Here is a 17239-nt window from a genome sequence, read left to right on the forward strand (position 1 = left end):
CCATCAGGACCGCCATCCGCGCGTCCTCGGTCCCTGCGCAAACAATTGGAATTTTCAGATCGTTGGTCAAAAAGCGGATAGTATTGAGGAACACCCGCTGCTGGCGAGGAGTGCCGGCGAGCATCTTGTCGATTTCATCCAGGACGAGCACCTTGGTTTCGACTTCGGCAAGCAGTTGCCTGGCTTCCGCTCGCATCGATCGCACGGACAGTCGGCTAAGGTCGACGCAATTTAGCGCGGTCAGCACCTCGGTGTAAAATTGCTCCTCACTCGGCTCTGGCGGTATCTGCGCGAGCAACACCGGCATCTTGCTGAGCCCGGTCCTGATATCGAACTGAGGAGCGTGAAGTTTCGAGAAGCGGCTGACAATTTCGGTCTTGCCCATCCCGGTGGCGCCAAACAGTAACAGGCAGGGCATTCGCCCTCGCGGCGGATAGATTACCAGGTCTTCAAGGTGGCGGAGCGCGGCCTCAGCCTGTGGCAACGATATCCAGCGGTCGCGGCGTAGCCAGTCGATCCGGGCCTCATCGGTCAATTCGGCATACTCGCGATAAGCCGGGAAGATATGGCTGTAGAGCACGTTCATGACTGCTCCTCGATCGCGAGTGGTACAACCGGCCCGTCGAGATTTGGCGGTGTCAGCTGCGCGTTGGCCTCTTGGTGCTGGACAAAGGCCGCAGGCGGTTCGCCGCGGATGAGCGCATCGACGATGCGTTGGGTTGATCGTCGAGCTCCGCGCGTCTTCTCTACGGCCCTAAGCACAATCCTGCGCTGCGTGCTCACCATCTCGAAAAGCATCTGCTCATCGACGGCGGTTCGCCCGCGCTCTCGAAGCGCTCTCAGGGCTTGGTCGTGCTCGAACTTGGTAATTGCAGGACGCCGCTTATCGCGAAGAGGAACTGTGACATGCTCGCCGCCGGGCAGTTCGAGATAGACGGCCGAGAGGTTGAGCGGATTGTATTTGATCGGGAATTTATGAACGCTGTTCGCGACCAGCGTGGCCAAAGCGCCATGCCAGTAGAAAACGTGGAAGAGTTTGATGCCCTCGCGCCGGACCCGGCGCATCTCGAACGGGAGGAAGTCGAGCAGAAAACGTTCTTCATCGGCCGGCAGGCGCAGGGCTGCAACACGCTTACCTTGATCGTCCTGCCACGCTGTCATCGGGGGGACGCCAAGTGAGCTGTGAATGGTGCGATGATAGATTCCCACCTGGAGGGCGAACCATCGCTCGAATTCCTTGAGGGTCATGCAGGCTTTGCCCTCAGCGTCGTAGTCTCCCTTGTCCTGGATGTTGGAGAACGTAGTACCCGGAAGAAGGTGAACTTCGCCGATGGCGGTGCCGATCATGCGCTCGATGTGCCCGCCAAAGTGCGGAGTGCGCGGTGGACGGTAGTGAAGCTCGATCCCAAATTGCTGGCAGCCCCGAGTCAGCGCGCGTGAGTGAAATTCCGAGGCATTGTCGAGATGGAGGATGTCTGGCAGGCCGAAGACAGGCCATGCGAAGGTGAGCTCTCGATCGGCCAGCCAATCATTCTTGGGCAGTACTGCATGACGGATCGCCATGCCGACCGAAATCGCGGAAGGTCGTTCCAGTGAAATGTAGAAGCCGGGTATCACCCGCGTCGCTACGTCGATCTGCAGGGTCAGCGTTGGCCGCCCGACCGGTCTCCTGAGATACTCATCGACGATGATGATATCGACCAGCGTGTGGTCCATCTGTACGACCTGAAGAGGGTACTGCGCCTCGTATGAGCTGACGACGGGTCGGAAGCGGTCTGCTGCGGCTTTGGTCCCATCACGGGCGCCTGTCAGGCGTGTCCGTTCCACGGCGTTGACCCGCAGGACAACAGTTTGCCGTGCTGGAGGTCGCAGATTCTGCTCCAGGCACGAAAAGCGAATTTGACGGACCAGTTGTGCGATGGTGGGCTTTGGACGGCTGAGATAAAATTGCTCTATTTTGGCATCGATCAGGCGTTCCACCTCGCAAGGGAGGCGAGAGCGCCCTTTGGGAAATCCATCGTGCTGGTCGACCAACGAACTGGTCACTGGGTTTTCCCGGTATCTCGCGAGCAGTTCGTAAATTCGGGACCGGTTGAGGCTCAGCTTCAGGCCGGCCTCAGCAATCGCTTTGCGTCCGAGCCGGGGCTCTGCCGTAAGCGCACGAATGATAGGCTCGCGCTCACAAGCTTTGCGCCATTCTGTATGATCAACCGTCGTGAGGGCAGTGCCTGTTTCGGCCATGACCTATCCCCGATTTTCGCCAGGGACTCGTGTTGCCGGGTCCGGTCGTTTTGTAGCAGAATCGCGCTGTCAGGTCGAACGTCCGGAGGTATTCTTGTACATGATCCACGCAACTCGGCCGTTTTCTCGTCCGCCCGTATTCTTTAAGTGACAAATCCACTGCGACGCCGCCGCTCTCCCAAGGGCAGAATGCCGGAGAAACGCGCGGCGCGACGGAGCATGAAGGAGAGGCGCTTTGGCTGACAGCAACGGGATGATCGTTGAGGTGCCGATCGATGAGGGCGCCGTCCCGCTCGGACAGACAATCCCGCCACAGCTCGCCGCCGAAATCGAGGCCGCCCGTTCCTACAGGGCGCGATCCAAGGCCGCGAATACCGTACGCGCCTATGACAGCGACTGGCGGCAGTTCGAAGAATGGTGCTGGACGCGCGCCCTTGAGCCCATGCCGGCGATACCCGAGGTGGTCGCTACCTGGTTGGCGTCACTGGCACAGGCTGGTAGGGCTGACAGCACCATCGGGCGAAACCTAGCCGCTATCGCATGGCATCACCGACAGGCGGGGCACGTGGCGCCGCAGCACCGTGATCCTCGCGACGTGATCGCCGATACGCTCGCAGGCATTCGGCGTGAGCAGCGGGCACGGCCAACACGCAAAAAGAGTGCCATTCTGGCGGTCGATCTGGCGCGGATGATAGCTGCTGCTGAAGGATCGAGCCCGCGGGCGATACGTGACCGCGCGGTGATGGCGTTAGGTCTCGCAGCGGCGCTTCGGCGCTCGGAGCTGGTCGCCCTGCAACTCGCCGATCTGGAGCTCGTCCGAGAAGGGCTCAAGCTGACGATCCGGCACTCCAAGACCGATCAGGAGGGGGAAGGGCAGGTCATCGCGGTGCCCTCGGGCAAGGTGCTCAAACCAGGTCTCCGCCTCAACGAATGGCTCAGCGTCAGGGGAGGGGAGGCGGGTCCCCTATTCTACCGGACCGATGCGCAAGGCTTGATGACGAAGGAACCGATGTCAGATCGTTCGGTGGCGCGGCTGATCCAGCGCTACGCCAGGAAAGTCGGTCTCGATCCATCCGCAATCGGAGCCCACTCGCTTCGGTCAGGGTTCCTGACTGAAGCGGCAAAGGCGGGGGCCTCCTTGCCGAAGATGCAGGAGGTTTCGCGACAGAAGAAGGTCGAGGTGTTGCTGGGCTATGTGCGCGATGCGGCACTATTCGACAACCATGCGGGCCAGAGTTTTCTTTAGTCCGCGTTCATGAGCGCATTGGATGACGGTAACGGTCAGGGTCTGGGATAAAGCAACCGTTCGCCGCCACTTCCGGGCACGTTCGGCTATTGCGGAGACTGGTAATTCATGGCGCACCACGCTGGCGCTCCGTGGAACGACAAGATACTGTGAAAGGTGATGAAAAAGTCTTCGGTCGCTCCGCAACCAAGTTATCCTAGGCTCTCGCGAAATCCGCATGATGAGCATGCGTTCTGGGAGTTGGGCTCGCGGGGATTTGAAAATTTTGCCCGTGCGCTGCACGCAGCTCAGACCGATATCATCGGCACGCAACTCTATGGTCCTGACGGACAAGAGCAGTTTGGCGCTGATCACATCGCATTTCATCGACACGACCCAATCCCGTATCTTGAAGTTGGGCAATCCAAGGCAGAGCGTCGGTTCGGGCAAAGTGAGATCCGCACAGCTGCAGATAAGTTCATCGAGCACTGGGAAAGTCATTGGCGAGAAAAGGACGTTCGCCGCTTCATCCTGTTCGTTGGCTGTGCGATCAAAAGTCGTCAGGCAGGTGACGAGATCATCGCCCAAACCCAGAGGTTCGCAGCCCTCGGTATTCAATTTTCGGTGTGGGATTCAGCCGAAATATATGATCGGCTGCCCGGCGCGAATGTCGCCGTTCGAACCTATCTGGGCCAAGACTGGTATGAGCGGATCTTTGGCAAGCCCACTGGCCCACTCACTGGTTTGCAGCAGGCTCTCGAGCGCGGTTCGGACCTAAGCGCAGTCTGTCTCCAGCATTATGTGACCCGGCTCAACCAGGCTGAAACGGGCGAGATTGCAGAACTCAAGCGCCGTGCGAGGCGAGGAGAATCGCGACGTGTTATAGCGGAACTTGAAAGTGCGCTGCGTTCCGAAGCCGTGGACGTACTCACTGCGAGCGTCAAAGCTGACAAGCTGCGGCTCTTGGCAGGCCTGCTCATCCCTTCGGAAAACTTTGCCCGAGTACGGCAGCTCCTTGATCAAGCCGATTCGCTAGAAGGAGAGTCGAACAGGTTAAGAGCAATCTTGGCTCTTGAGGAACTTGGTCCACAGCTAATACTGGAGGACGTGTCTATTGAGAACACAATAGACATGGCGGAAGTGCGAGCCGTGGCTTTGCTTCGTCAGCGCCAATCACAGGCCGCTTACGATGAGTTAGCAGCGTATATCGAACTTGATGACATTCGGGCCGAAGCCCTTCGTATCGCCGCCTTGGCAAAGCTGGCCGCAAACGATCGCGATGGGGCAGTCGTTTTGGCGCAGCGAGCCCTCGCTCGGGAACCTGAAACGCGTGCTTGCCAGCAGGTGCTGGCCATCTGCCATTTTCATCGCGCCTTAGCGCCATCAGTCGAAGCTGCTATGGGTGAATGGCCACCTCCAATCGATCAGCCCCTAGTGCGGCTATCGGATTCGGCCCGGACCGACTTGGAAAAAGCAGAGTCTCTTTTCGGCGTGTTGATCGCGGATCCTGCTTTGGATGCTTACCAATCTATGGTTATGTGGCACTTCGCCGTCCTGGCGTGTATGCCTTGGCGGCACGAGGATGCAACGAAGCGCCTTGCTGAGTTGCAAGCTGATGGGGCGTTGCCCATACCGCTAATTGCATGGGCACTTTCTCGAGCTCTTCCGTTCGATAGAAAAGCCGCAATCGTGCAATGCGATGCAGCGCTTGCTTCTGATCCCGGGGATTTCGAGACACTATTCATCCGCGTGGCGCTTGCAAACGCAAGTCGCGATTTCACGCACGCACGCCATATCCTGCAGTCGCATTCAGATGCGCTGGCGGCCGCAGGCCATTCGGAGGTGCGAGATTATTGGCTCGCTGTCATCGACATGGAGTCACATCGTCCAATAGAAGAAAGCGCGTTAGCAGCGTATCCTTGGCTTCGATTGCGCCGCGCGATGGCCATTCGTCGAAAGAAGCAGCGACGTTTCGCTATCTCCGCAGTCCTGGAAGAGCAGCTCGCCAAAAATGGTGATCCGCGAGTAATTTTGGCCGCCACACAAATGCTGGTCGAAGCTGGATGGCACAAAAGGGCCGTAAAGGCTGCGCCCTATCTGATCAAAGAAATCGGAACTGCGGAGGCTTTGGCGGCAGCCGCGCATGCCTATTATCGGAATGGTCAGCCTTCCGAGGTGCTGTCAACACTTGAGCATCTGGACGCCTTCCCGAACGGAACCCTCCCCGTCGAACTCGAAAGACTGCGCGCGATCAATCTCGCGGCCGCAGGAGAGTTGGTCGGTGCACGCAACGTCAGCCTGTTAATTGCTCAATCAACGAAACGGCCTGACGACCTTTGGCGCTCAATCCAGCTTCAACTGGCTATTGGGGCAGCGCCAGAGGCTCTGTCGCTTTACGAGCAGCATGCCGAGACCCTAGCGCAACCATCGCCAGGGCATATCGCCTTAGCGCGAGCTATCCTGCAGTCTCATCCCGATGCGGCGATGCGCATCACTCGGCATATTTCCGCCAACGCCCCCGATGAATATGTGACCGCAGCCTTCGATCTAGCGCTCAAGCTGAAGATGGCGTCGGAACAGCGCGTACTTACGGGCCGCCTTCAACAACTGGGCGCGGAAGGACGCGGCGGGGTCACGCTAATCTCGATGGATGACATCGTGAAGATGATGCGGGAGCGCCGCGAGCAGGCCGAGCGGACGTTCGAACTGTATGCTACTGGACACGCACCGGCTTATGTTCTTGCGAGTTTGCGGCAGGAAGCGATGGCTTCTACCTATCTTGAGCCGCTCATTAACCCACCCGAACCTGCGGAAAACCGGACCATTCTCTCGACGCGCTACGGACGGCGCATGGAGGAAGACCCATGGCCGGACGATCGCATGGATGTTCGGCTTCTGGTGGATCTCACGGCGCTACTGACAGCGCACGGCCTCGGAATTCTCGAGCATGCCGAACGCGCATTTGGACCGCTGTGGATTGCGCCGGAAACCGTTCCTAGCTTGCTGGCACTGCGATCGGACAGCGAGATCGCACAGCCTGAACGCATTGACGCTATGCGCACCGTTCTGTCGCGTCTCAATGATGGGGAGCTTCACGATCAGGCGCAGCTATCTGCGATCGATACCTTTCACGTGCTTTGGGAGGGAGATGGCGGAGAACCAAATTCTACTTTGTCCTTTCATCGCCTGTTTGACGTCATAGCGAATCCGCTAGGAAAGCGAGCCGAGAAAAAAGCGCGCGAAACATTAGGTACGACTCTCGACGCTGCTGCCGTTGGCGCAGCCCCTCCGAAAGGCGCAGTCGTTACGCTCGACCATGGCATTGCTGTAACCTTAGAAGAGGCGAATCTTCTGGGCACTGTGTGCTCGCAGTTTCAAATTGGCATTCAGGCAACTGATATTGCTGATATCCGAGCTACGATCGCAGATGCGGATCGGCGGCAGGCGACGGTACATAGTCTTTCTGACCTTATCGGCAAAATCCGGGTCGGTCTCGAAGACGGCACCTACAAAAGCGTTCCGGTTAGTGATGTTCAGCAGCCGGAGCATGCGGGGCGGAGCTTCATACAGCTACTACAATCGCTGGCTACAAACGGAGGGATCGCATGGGTCGATGACCGCTATACCTCGTCGATCAACAATCAGGATTTCCGGATCGCGACAACGGTCGAAATTCTCGATGCGCTTCTTCGATATGGGCGGCTTACAGAACGTCAGCGAGACGATTCTCGGCAGCGCCTGCGTGCTGCGCGCTGGCTCTTCATGCCGTTACGTGGCACCGAGATCGCCCGTTTCTTGCGACCGGCGGTGCGAAATGGCCAGCTTCGAGAAAGCAACGACCTCGCCATTATTCGCCGGTCCATCGGCGAGGCCCTCATTCATCGTCGACGTCTGCAGTGGCCCGAGCCGACAGCGCTCGAACAAGGCATCAAGGGCGAGGTCCCATTCTTGCTCGACTCCGGACATGCGATTAGCCAAGCCCTCGCAACGATCTGGAACGATAGCAGCTGGACCGTGGACGATGCTGAGGTCGCATCGGCTTGGATTGTCGATACGCTGGAGATGAGCCTCTTCCCCATGCAGGTTATGGCGGCAGGGGATCCTCGCTCTGACACCCTGCTTGGCATTCATCTCGGTGGGTTGGCTCTCGTCGCCATCCAGATTTTCTCAGGCAAGAGGTCCGAGCAACGGCAACGCGCATATCTCGACTGGTTTTGGCGTCATGTGCTTGCAAACGCGCTGCGCATCCGACCTGAAGTGCGCGCCGGCCTCGAAGAGATGATCGAAGGCCATATGACACGGACCGACGACGGACAGTTGGAAGAACGACTTTGGCTGGCGCTGTCAGGGCGGATGCTAAATGCCATGCCGCAGCCGCTTCGAGAATCTTTGCTTCAGCGTCCCGGTATGCGCGAAGCTTTCAATCTCCCTGATCATGGGCAGATATCGGTCGACGTTTTCGACTTTGACGAGCGGGACTTTTGGGACGCGCTCGTCAACGCCGCCGTCGGTGAGGTTAAGAAACTGAAGACGATGCGCGGCGATCTAGCGAGCATCGAATGGATCGAGAGCGACAACGATCCCCATCTCGAACTAACAGTAGGTCGGCGAAGGATGCGTCTTGATACTTGGCCGCGTCGGGTTGCAAGCGATGACGCCGCAGTTCGGAAGGAAGCGCTGCTTGAGCGGGCCGACGTCTTTGACCTATCGGAAGACGAATTGGACGCATTTAATGCTTCGATTGCCACGAAGAGCCCAACCTATTTGCGAGTGCAGGCCAGCCTAGCCAAAACGCATGAGACGATGCAGCACTGGTATGCTGATCTGCGGACCGGCGTTCGCGAAAGGCGAGCGTTCGCGTTGGCCGATCTTGCTCCCGACGCGATCGGCAAAGTCATCCGTCACCTCCGCTTGGAAGACGATTTTGAGCAGGCAGCGCAAACGCTGATCGATGAGCGCGGCCTAGTCGTAGCGGTGCGCAGGCTAAGCGGCCTCCCCATCGCCCCTCCAGTGGCGATCGTGACCGCCCTCCAGTCGCTCGAAGAACATGGCATGGCACGCTTTCTTGATGAAGTTGAGGGCGAGAGCTCACCGCCTTGGGCACAGCTCTTTCTTGTCGATGCGCTGGGGAACCGCGACTTGAGCGAGCAAGAATTGGCCATAGTGCAGGGTTGGGCTGAGCGAGCGCTGTCGGTGGAGGCCGCTCCTCTTTGGAACCTCTACATCGCCCTTGCGCAGTTCACAGCGTCGGAAGCTTATGCCGACCCGGAGTGGGCAAGGCTTTCGGCGCGCAAGCAGCTTGCCGCGTGTTGGTCGCATGCCAATTCGGTTACCGAGATTCTGGCCGAGGGACATGTCATTATCGAGAACATGCTCGACATGATCTCAGGCAGTCGGCTGGCATCACCGCGCATTCTGGTTGAGGAACTCGATCAGTTCACCGAGGACACCGCCAACCCCAAGCAGATCTCTGTTGATCGCTTGAGAGCACATATAGCGGCGCCGGCGTTGATGCAGCTTCAGAAGATAGCGTCTCATCAAGAATGGGCAGAGTTGAAGCTCCGTCAGCTCGTGGTCGCTATCAACGACGATTCGGAGCGTCCCCGCATGGACATCATTCGCGGGTCATTGGCGCCGGACAACGCGATGCCCAGCAGACTTAAGGCTGAGCTAGGGGAGGTGTTTGATGCGCACTATCCCAATGCTGGCGCGCTATTTGGTGACAAGGTAGAGGGATTGCTAGAAGCGTTGCTAGCAGCCGAGCCGGGCAGCCGCGAAGCGCTGGCTGGTTGGAATTTGCTCCGACAAGCGAGCGCCGATACGACGTTACCGAAGAATTTGGCTGACCTTGCGCATGAGCGTGCAAATGATTGGGATTTAACTTTTCCCGGCGAAGATGTGGAAAGTGCGCGCTTCCACCTTCTCACCTTGACCGCACTTGCCGCAGTGAATGGCTGGGTTGATCAGGCCGACAGGATCGATGCCGCCTCGAAGGTACTTGGCCATCGTGAAAGTGATGGCGAAGCCATGGTGCTGTTCGAGATCGCGATCTGGCGGGCTAGGATGATCGGCGATATTCCCGAGCGCCTGAAATTCTTGGCGCGCGAGCTGTTCCGGCTCGCGCAGCACGAGCCTCTTCGAGAACAGGCTATTATTGCCGCACGGCATTTCGCTCGAAGTATGTCTGGGCAGCATGCAGAGCCGTTTGTGGACATCATCGGCGAACTGACCGCGAGATACTAATGGCCAGATTTGTCTGCCGCCGTATGATTTTCTGTCAGGATCAGTAAACGTATGGGCGCTTGCACAAGCACAGCGTTCTAGATAGTTTGATACGGCGGTTCCCAAGCCATGCCGAAAGGTGTGGTTATGAAATTCTACCTCAGCGCAGCACTTATGGCGCTCAGCTCCCAGGCAGCAGGCCAAGAGGCCAAGCTTGAAGACTTCTCGAGCAGCATACCCTCCGAATTCTCGCTCCTGGTGCCAGGAGTGGCTGTCAAAAGCCCGACCGCGCAGCCGGAGGCCAAGCAGCTCGTTCCCGAGAGTGAAGCGACTTCCTATGCGGAGGAGGCGATCACCCCTGTCGGCCCCACGACGCCATTGTTCTACATCCCGTCATGGATGAGACGCGGAAGCTCTGCCGTCATTCCCACGCGGGTGAACGCATCGAGCCTCGGGGTAGATCCCGATTGCCTCTATGGAGGCTACTTCCCGCGCTATGACCTGTCCGATTTGGCCCAATCGCGGCGCCGTCTCTATTTCCGCCACGTCGCTGCAGCGGCTTGCGAAGCCGGCGTTCCTGTGCGGCTCTTTGACGCGCTTGTTGCTCATGAAAGCCGCTACCAGCCCTTTGCACGCAGTCCTGCCGGGGCGATGGGCATGGCACAGCTGATGCCGGGGACTGCAAGCTATCTTGGCGTTTCAGATCCTTGGGACCCTGTCGAAAATCTCCGTGGGGGAGCGCGTTACCTGCGTGAGCAGCTCGATCGCTATGGCTCGTGGCATCTTGCTTTGGCTGCATACAATGCGGGTCCGGGCAACGTTGACAAGCATGGTGGAGTTCCGCCCTTCACCGAGACCCGCAGCTATGTTCGAACCATTCTGGCATCTCTAGGCGGCAGCGGCCCGGCGCCCGCCTCACTTGCACGGCTCGGAGGCGAGAACCCGTTCAGAGCGGTGCGTCTTCTTGCCTTCGCTGGAGGATCAGATGTCCCAGAAAACTGAGAAGCCGATGCTGGAGGCATAGTACAGGCTGATGGCCAGGATCACCGGTGTGCCTGTGAGATAGTTGGCTTGCCAGCGCAGCCATAGCTTCGGAATTAGCAATGCCTTGTCGAGCGTGCTGGCGCGAGGCGGAGCCCATCGGCCGGTGCGCCAGTCATTGAGGGTCACGAAGGTCGAAAGTGCGGCGCAGATCAGTGCCATGATCCCGACCGCAATATAGAGCGATGTCCAGGCAATGAGCGCTTCTTGCTTCACCGTCAGACGTATCCCCGATCTTTGAGCAGATTGCCGCTCTAAAAGAGCTTCGCGGCCATCATGCTCCGAGTCACGTTACCATATCATCGACGGGTCGGCGAAGCTCCTACTACTGGGGCGTGCTCGGCGGGCGCAGCTTTTGCTGGGTCAGCCGAAAGAGCGATCAAAGAGCGCAGGATCCTGTCGCCGCGCCTCCAGCGCCGCGTGATGCCTTACAATGGCGCTGGAGGTGCGCTGCGCTATGCCGTGGCATAGGGCTTCGCGAATGGGCTCGAAAGTCCCATTGCATGCGGCCATCTCCTCGGAGAGCTGGAGCGCAAGGGCAATGGCGAGATGGGCAGATGTTTCGCAGCAGGGGTCCTCATAAGACTCCGGGCTGACAAAGCAGTGGACGGCGATCGCAGCTCTGACAGGATCGATGGCAAGTCTCTCGTTGAGTCGGTTAAACTCGGCCGTCGACATACTGCCATCAGCGATGCGCTCGAACAGGCCACTGCGGTGGCTGCTCTTGATGATTCCCTCATCCACAAGCCGACGCAGACTGACCCCCTGCCGGCTCATCTGGTCCTTGATCAAATCGGCGTACTCAGCTTGCAACTGATGACAGCTCTTCCGCTGGTTTGGGTGCGCCCCCTGACCCATCCTTGCCTCCGTCAATTCTCCCTATGCAGTTGCATGATGTGAATTCTAAAAGGCGGCTTTGGCAAGAGAAATTTGGCGCTGGCTAATGGCAAGCGCGCAGAAGACTACCGTCTCACGTACGCCGCACTGGTCGCCTGTGACCTCTGCGAGTCGGGCTTTGAGGGTGTCAAATTCCGCATTCAGGGCACCGCTCAATCTTAGGTATATCCTGACCCGCCCGTCGCACGGCCGGTGCCGGTTGAATGCTGCGATCAAGTCCTGATTGGATAAATCCGGCGCGCGGATCACATCCGTGATCACGTCCCTAAGGCGCTGGAATTTCAGTTTTTCTATGGTCATCCACTTGATGGCCTCGGCAATGATCGCGAATGCCTCCTTACTCACCAGCAGTTCGTGGACGACCTCCTTTTCGCTGGCCATTGCGTCTCCTCCCGCCATTGTTCGCTACTGATCGGGGCCCTTGGCGTTGGTTCCGTATCTCCTCGCCGAGCCGCTGCAACGATTCGGACCAGTGGCATGAAAAACAGACCCACGTGGTCATGGATTCAGGACCACGTGGTATTACCAGCATGCCACCCTGGTCATGAATCCATGACCACGTGGTGCCAAAAATCGACCCACCCGGTATCAAAAACCGGACCACCCGGCATCAAAAACAGTGATTCGCGGACTTCTCCGACTTCGCCCTACACAACAGTAATTGAGAAAAGGTTTCGCCTGCGGCCCCTTTGGTGACGACGCACAGCGTCATTTGGTCAACCAGAAGGGGAAGACAATGAAGGTTCAGGATCTCAAGCAGGCAGGAGGGACGCTCGCCGTCGCCTTTGCTGCCGCCACCGCCATGAGCGTCTTCGGTATCGAAGCGGCCATGGCCGGCACCGATGCCACGTTCAATACGGCGCTCACGCGGTTCACCGGCTTCCTTCAGGGGTCGGGCGGACGGATCATCACCGTTCTGTCGCTCGCGGGCGGCATCGTTGCCATGGCCAGCGGGCGTTTCTCGCTCGGCCAGGTCGCGATCCCCGTCGGCGTCGGGGTCGGCGCTGGGACGGGCGTGCCGATCGTCACTTCCACAGTCACGGCGACGATCTGAGCGAGAGCACGGATCAACGCGAACGGGGGCGCTGCTCCATCACCCGCATGGGAATGGCAGCAAACCTTTCTGGCGGAGACGATCTTTGGACAAGTATTCAATTCCAAAGCATCTCGACGATCCCGAACTGATCGGGTTCTGGTCGCTTGATGAATTCCTTGTGCTTGTGATCCCGTTCACCTGGGGAATTCTCGCGCAGCATGTCGTCATAGGCCTGTTTCTGGCCGTTGCTGCATGGCTTGGGTACCGCAAACTCAAAGCTGGGCGATCGATGTATTGGGTCCTGCATTTTGCCTATTGGCATCTGCCGGGCGAATTCTTCGGTCTGAAGGTCGCTCCGCCTTCCCACTTACGTGTGATGGCGGGCTGACATGGAACTTTCATTCGCACACGAGGCTTCGCAGCGGACGCTCAAGCAGCGCAACATTCTGGCTCTGACCTGTATCATTCTCGCTGCCTTGGTCCTGGTGATGTTCGTCGCTGCAACGACGCGAGACCGGGAGGTTGTCCTTCAGCCGATCCTTCCCAGCGAAATGGTGCTCAGCTCAGCGGCGGTGAGCCCCGAATATCTCGAGGCTGTGACCCGCGACACGGCGCAGCTCGCGCTCAATCGGTCGCCTGAGAACCTGCAGTATTGGCTCGATGGCCTCATTGCGATTGCCGCCCCGGAGGCGCGGGGCCCGCTCAAGGCCAACCTTCTCAAGATCATCGATGAGCAGCAGGACTCGCAGGTCACCCAGTTCATCACGATCGACTGGATCCGCACGGACCCAGAGAACCTGACCAGTCAGGTCGGCGGCGTGCTCCACACGATCGTCGGTTCGCGCGACGTCCGCCGCGAGCACAAGATCTTCGAATTCCATTGGCAGCACACCGGCGTCTCGCTGCGCCTCAAGGGCTTTGGCGTGGTCGTCAAGAAGGAGCACGAACAATGAACCCGATTGTGCCTTCGTTGCTGATTGCGACTGGCAGCGTCCTGGCCTCCCGTCTCGATTGCCAGCTCCTGCGCCTGTGCGGGGTCGTTATGGTCGGTGGCGCGCTCGCTTTGACCGCCGTCCCGGCTCTGGCCGACGAGCATATTCTCGCAGCCGACAATGGCGAGGTGCGCTGCAAGGCGTCGAAGTCGGACCTTACTCGCATTTCGCTCAAGGATGACCAGTTCGTCTCGGTCTCGCGTGTCCAGACGGGTGTTCCGCAGGAAGACTTCTCGATCGTGCATGAGCCGACACGCGGCGACATCTATCTCTCCGTTCCGGACGGCTATTCCAAGCGTAAGATCTCCTTCTTCGGGACCACGCGCCGAGGCTTCGTCTACAAGTTCGACTGCGAAGTGTCGGGCGAAGCGGCGCTCCAGGTCTTCGTAGCCAATGCCGATCTCGAAAATCCTCAGGGTGCGCTGCAATCCCTGGAGGCATCTGCAACGCTCGATGATCGTGCGGTCTCGCTCGTTCGGGCCATGTTCGAGCAGCGCCGCATCGCAGGTTTCGAGATCAGCGATGCTGCTCGCGCTCCCGTCAATGTCGGCGATCTCAAGGTCCAGCTGGTCAGCGAATATCGCAGCCCCACCATGACCGGGAAGGTCCTGCGTATCGAGAACAACGGTGCCGAGCCGATGACGCTCAAGGAAGAGATCATCGCCGGAGACGGAGCCATCGCGGTTAGCATTTCCAATCCCAACCTCGCCAGCGGCCAGGCCACCGCCGCTTACGTCGTCGTTCCCTCAGGAGGGTAAGTCAGATGGATTTCCTCAAGCGCAAACCCAAGGACCTCGATGCAAGCGAGGCTGAGGAACATGACACCCTCGATGCGACCGGTGCCATTGCCGAGAACTCACTGACCCAGAAGCGCCAGAAGATGCTCATGTTCGGTCTCGCCGGGGTGATTGCAGTGGCAGGGGCAATGTACGTCCTCGACACCGAAGAGACCATCGAGGAGGCAACGGAGAAGGGGGCCAAGACAACCGTCTCGACCGATGCACTCCTGAACCGGCAGCGCGTCGATCAGGAATGGGTCGCCATGTACGAGGGCGAGATGAACTCGACCGACGTGCGCCTCAAGGGTCTTGAGGCGCAGGGCGCCCAGTTCGCCCAGATGCAATCGGAGATCGAGGCGCTGCGCGGCGAAAATGCGGCCATGGCCCGCGACGGCCAGCGTGTCCTTGAAGCCTATGAGCGCGAAAACGAGCAGCTGCGACAGCAGGTCCAGCGGGGCAATGCGCGCCCCACCGCACCAGGACCTGTGGCAGCGGCCCGCGAGATGGGCGTGCCGGCGCCGCAGGAGGCAGGAGCCGCAGAAGCACCGCCCGCGCGCCGCGGGAGCGACGTCCAGATGGTGTCGTTCACGTCTGCGAGCGGTACTGCCTCGCGCATCGATCCGACAAAGTCGCCCGCCGTTTATACGGACTCGCCCAATTATCTGCCTCCGAATTCGATCGCCAAGGCAACGGTGGTGGTGGGCGTTGATGCAACGACCAACACGCGCAGTCAGAGCGATCCGCTCCCCGTCCTCCTCCGGATTACCGGGCCAGCGCGCTCGGTCTATGGGGATGGGAAGCTGCTCGCCACCCGGGTGCAAGGCTGCATGGTCAACGGCGCAGCCTACGGGGACCTCTCCTCGGAGAAGGTCTATGTGAAACTACAGCGCATGACCTGCGCACAGCCGGGCGGCCGCTTCGCGGTATCGGAGGTCAAGGGGTTCATCGCGTTCGGCGGCAAAGTGGGCGTGCGCGGCCGCGTTGTCAGCCGCGAAGGCTCGCTGACCACCCAGGCCTTTCTGGCGGGTCTCGTGAGCGGCGTCGGCAATGCGCTCAATGAGGGGTTCAATCAGCCGATCATCGCAGGCGATGGCCGTCAGACTCCCGGTGCCGGAGAAATCGGGCTGCGCGCCCTGGGCGGTGGCGGCCAGCAGGCCGGCATGACGGTCTCCGAATATCTCATCGAGCGCGCCGAGCAATATCAGCCGGTTGTCGAAATGCCCACCGGGGCAGCGGTCGAGGTCGTCTTCCTCGACGGCACCTTCATCAGAAACTGAGGGGATCACCATGGAGCGCAAATGGAAAAATTGGCAGATCGCGGCAGCTGCGGGTCTGGCTGCCAGTGGCCTTGCTGCGATCGCGGCCGTTGCTCATGCCTCGGCCGCGAGTGCCCCGGCGTCGATCCAGGCGGCGCTCACGAAGCGTTTGCCCAAGACCGAGATCACATCAATTGACTGCAAGTCCATCGACGGCGTTTGCGAAGTTCAGGCCCGGCAGAACCTGTTCTATATCGACCATAGCGCGCGCTACCTCATCATCGGACGCGTCTACGACATGGAGACCAAGCAGGACCTTACGGCCGCTCGTCTCCTTGAGATGAATCCTGACATGCTTGTCGGTGGTGCCGGGGCAGGCGACGAAACCGAGGCCGCGCCCAAGGCAGGCGCAAGTGGTTCGCCGTCTGCAGCACCGGCCCAAGGCGACTCCCGGGTCGACCCTGCAGCCCTAGCGGCCCTGCCGAAGAACGGCAGCATCGCAATGGGCCGGGGAACCAGAACCATCACGGTCTTCAGCGACTTCCGCTGCGGCTACTGCAAGCGGCTTCATGAGACGCTTGGGACCCTCAACGTCAAGGTGATCGAGCGTCCGATCTCGGTTCTCGGCACAAGGCCGATCTCAGAAGCCGTGATCTGTGCGTCCGACCGGCGCAGGGCAGTAACCCAGGCCTACGAGGGCGGGGCGGTCACATCGGCAGGATCGTGTGACACCAGCGGGCTCGATGCCAACGAGGCCTTCGCAAGGCAGCACGGCTTCAGCGGCACGCCTGTCATCGTCCGCGAAGATGGTGCGGTGCTCCATGGCTACCGCCCGCGCGACTTCCTGCTGAGCTGGATCGAAGGGAAAGCATCATGACGCACAAGAATCTGCGCCCGCACGCTGCTGTGGTCGTCGCCGCTTTCGGGGGCCTACTGTCGGGTTGCTCGACGCTTGGCACCAATGTCAGTGCGAATTTCCGCTGCAACGCGCCCGACGGCATCTGCGCGCCATCGTCCGTGATCGACGATAGTGCGCTTGCCCGGATCGAGGAAACCAGCTCGACCGACCTTCTCAATCCTGCCGGACCCTTCCGGATGGACGACGGGATCGATGCACCTGTCCATGACACGCATCTGGTGAGCACAGCGCCTGTGGCTCGCAGCGCGCCGCGCTATCAGCTCTCTGTCGTCTTCCCTGGTTTCACCGATGCGAGCGGGACGGCGCATGCGCGCCGGGTCGTGAGCACCGAAGCGCTGCTTCCCGGGCGCGGGGATGCGATGGAGCAGATTGCCCGGCGGGGTCCCAAGGCCGCGCGCAGTCGCGGCCTTCTTGCCGCAGCCGAAAGCGCTCCACCCGTGCTGGCGGTGTTGCCGGAAGGGCGCGAGGCAAAGGCTGATCCTGGCAAGGGTGCGGTTGAGACTGAGGTTGCCGCGGCCGACGCGGAGAATCCGATCGCCCAGATTCAGGCGGAGGTTGCGCAGCGGCTTTCTGCCAAGGGATCCCGCGCTCGGTCCAAGCCCGCCGCCTTTAGCGGCGTGGTGGAGTGAGG

15 protein-coding genes are annotated in these 17239 nt (G+C 59.9%); 10 read left to right on the forward strand and 5 right to left on the reverse strand.

Annotated elements, in window-relative coordinates; translation table 11 throughout:
• Both NSE01_RS19795 and NSE01_RS19800 read right to left on the reverse strand, forming a co-directional pair.
• On the reverse strand, positions 1-586 hold a 586-nt coding region (locus NSE01_RS19795; RefSeq protein WP_147161332.1), incomplete at its 3' end, for a TniB family NTP-binding protein.
• Positions 583-2241 carry a TnsB C-terminal domain-containing protein gene (locus NSE01_RS19800; protein WP_017503293.1) on the reverse strand — a complete coding sequence of 553 codons (1659 nt, stop codon included), beginning with the start codon at positions 2239-2241 and terminating at the stop codon, positions 583-585. The genes NSE01_RS19800 and NSE01_RS19795, both read right to left, overlap by 4 nt.
• 235 nt (positions 2242-2476) lie before the next feature.
• On the opposite strand from NSE01_RS19800, the gene NSE01_RS19805 reads away from it, so the two are divergent.
• The 3 genes from NSE01_RS19805 to NSE01_RS19815 all read left to right on the forward strand — a co-directional run bounded on the left by NSE01_RS19805 (position 2477) and on the right by NSE01_RS19815 (position 10690).
• A complete protein-coding gene (locus NSE01_RS19805) occupies positions 2477-3487 on the forward strand; it encodes a site-specific integrase (RefSeq protein ID WP_246135300.1) in 1011 nt (336 codons plus the stop codon).
• 159 nt (positions 3488-3646) lie between these two features.
• Positions 3647-9709 (forward strand): HTH domain-containing protein, encoded by a 6063-nt coding sequence (locus NSE01_RS19810; RefSeq protein WP_147161333.1) that lies wholly within the window; start codon positions 3647-3649, stop codon positions 9707-9709.
• 126 nt (positions 9710-9835) lie between these two features.
• Entirely contained in the window at positions 9836-10690 is an 855-nt protein-coding gene (locus tag NSE01_RS19815; RefSeq protein WP_246135301.1) for a lytic transglycosylase domain-containing protein, read from the forward strand.
• Here NSE01_RS19815 and NSE01_RS19820 read toward each other — a convergent pair.
• The 3 genes from NSE01_RS19820 to NSE01_RS19830 form a co-directional block, all read right to left on the reverse strand.
• Positions 10670-10945, reverse strand: coding sequence for a hypothetical protein (locus NSE01_RS19820; protein WP_147161334.1), 276 nt, complete (start codon positions 10943-10945; stop codon positions 10670-10672). The genes NSE01_RS19815 and NSE01_RS19820 overlap by 21 nt on opposite strands.
• Before the next feature lie 147 nt (positions 10946-11092).
• On the reverse strand, positions 11093-11542 hold the full coding sequence (locus NSE01_RS19825; RefSeq protein ID WP_147161335.1) for a hypothetical protein: 450 nt from the start codon (positions 11540-11542) through the stop codon (positions 11093-11095).
• 90 nt (positions 11543-11632) lie between these two features.
• The gene (locus NSE01_RS19830; RefSeq protein WP_147161336.1) at positions 11633-12007 is read right to left on the reverse strand and encodes a hypothetical protein; all 375 of its coding nucleotides are present in this window, start codon (positions 12005-12007) and stop codon (positions 11633-11635) included.
• Positions 12008-12428: 421 nt separating this feature from the next.
• On the opposite strand from NSE01_RS19830, the gene NSE01_RS19835 reads away from it, so the two are divergent.
• The 7 genes from NSE01_RS19835 to NSE01_RS19865 all read left to right on the forward strand — a co-directional run bounded on the left by NSE01_RS19835 (position 12429) and on the right by NSE01_RS19865 (position 17237).
• Positions 12429-12680, forward strand: a complete 252-nt coding sequence (locus tag NSE01_RS19835) for a hypothetical protein (RefSeq protein ID WP_231729329.1) — start codon at positions 12429-12431, stop codon at positions 12678-12680.
• An 85-nt stretch (positions 12681-12765) separates the two neighbouring features.
• Complete coding sequence (gene traL / locus NSE01_RS19840; RefSeq protein WP_147161338.1) at positions 12766-13050, forward strand: type IV conjugative transfer system protein TraL; 285 nt, start codon at positions 12766-12768, stop codon at positions 13048-13050.
• Between the two features lies 1 nt (position 13051).
• Positions 13052-13615: a type IV conjugative transfer system protein TraE gene (locus NSE01_RS19845; protein WP_147161339.1), complete on the forward strand. Its 564-nt coding sequence runs from the start codon at positions 13052-13054 to the stop codon at positions 13613-13615.
• Positions 13612-14412 carry a type-F conjugative transfer system secretin TraK gene (locus NSE01_RS19850; protein WP_147161340.1) on the forward strand — a complete coding sequence of 267 codons (801 nt, stop codon included), beginning with the start codon at positions 13612-13614 and terminating at the stop codon, positions 14410-14412. Before NSE01_RS19845 ends, NSE01_RS19850 begins: the two co-directional genes overlap by 4 nt.
• 5 nt (positions 14413-14417) lie before the next feature.
• Positions 14418-15710 (forward strand): TraB/VirB10 family protein, encoded by a 1293-nt coding sequence (locus NSE01_RS19855; RefSeq protein ID WP_147161341.1) that lies wholly within the window; start codon positions 14418-14420, stop codon positions 15708-15710.
• A 10-nt stretch (positions 15711-15720) separates the two neighbouring features.
• Positions 15721-16566 (forward strand): DsbC family protein, encoded by an 846-nt coding sequence (locus NSE01_RS19860; RefSeq protein ID WP_147161342.1) that lies wholly within the window; start codon positions 15721-15723, stop codon positions 16564-16566.
• Positions 16563-17237 (forward strand): hypothetical protein, encoded by a 675-nt coding sequence (locus NSE01_RS19865; RefSeq protein ID WP_147161343.1) that lies wholly within the window; start codon positions 16563-16565, stop codon positions 17235-17237. Before NSE01_RS19860 ends, NSE01_RS19865 begins: the two co-directional genes overlap by 4 nt.
• Positions 17238-17239: the final 2 nt, after the last annotated feature.

Source organism: Novosphingobium sediminis (assembly GCF_007991615.1).
Classification (GTDB): Bacteria; Pseudomonadota; Alphaproteobacteria; order Sphingomonadales; family Sphingomonadaceae; genus Novosphingobium; species Novosphingobium sediminis.

Excerpts from the sequence above, each read along its gene's own strand:
- NSE01_RS19850 (WP_147161340.1), top strand. The coding sequence starts at position 13,612 with ATGAACCCGATTGTGCCTTCGTTGCTGATTGCGACTGGCAGCGTCCTG.
- NSE01_RS19830 (WP_147161336.1), bottom strand. The coding sequence starts at position 12,007 with ATGGCCAGCGAAAAGGAGGTCGTCCACGAACTGCTGGTGAGTAAGGAG.
- NSE01_RS19855 (WP_147161341.1), top strand. The coding sequence starts at position 14,418 with ATGGATTTCCTCAAGCGCAAACCCAAGGACCTCGATGCAAGCGAGGCT.
- NSE01_RS19860 (WP_147161342.1), top strand. The coding sequence starts at position 15,721 with ATGGAGCGCAAATGGAAAAATTGGCAGATCGCGGCAGCTGCGGGTCTG.
- NSE01_RS19845 (WP_147161339.1), top strand. The coding sequence starts at position 13,052 with ATGGAACTTTCATTCGCACACGAGGCTTCGCAGCGGACGCTCAAGCAG.
- NSE01_RS19810 (WP_147161333.1), top strand. The coding sequence starts at position 3,647 with ATGAAAAAGTCTTCGGTCGCTCCGCAACCAAGTTATCCTAGGCTCTCG.
- NSE01_RS19835 (WP_231729329.1), top strand. The coding sequence starts at position 12,429 with ATGAGCGTCTTCGGTATCGAAGCGGCCATGGCCGGCACCGATGCCACG.
- NSE01_RS19865 (WP_147161343.1), top strand. The coding sequence starts at position 16,563 with ATGACGCACAAGAATCTGCGCCCGCACGCTGCTGTGGTCGTCGCCGCT.
- NSE01_RS19800 (WP_017503293.1), bottom strand. The coding sequence starts at position 2,241 with ATGGCCGAAACAGGCACTGCCCTCACGACGGTTGATCATACAGAATGG.
- NSE01_RS19815 (WP_246135301.1), top strand. The coding sequence starts at position 9,836 with ATGAAATTCTACCTCAGCGCAGCACTTATGGCGCTCAGCTCCCAGGCA.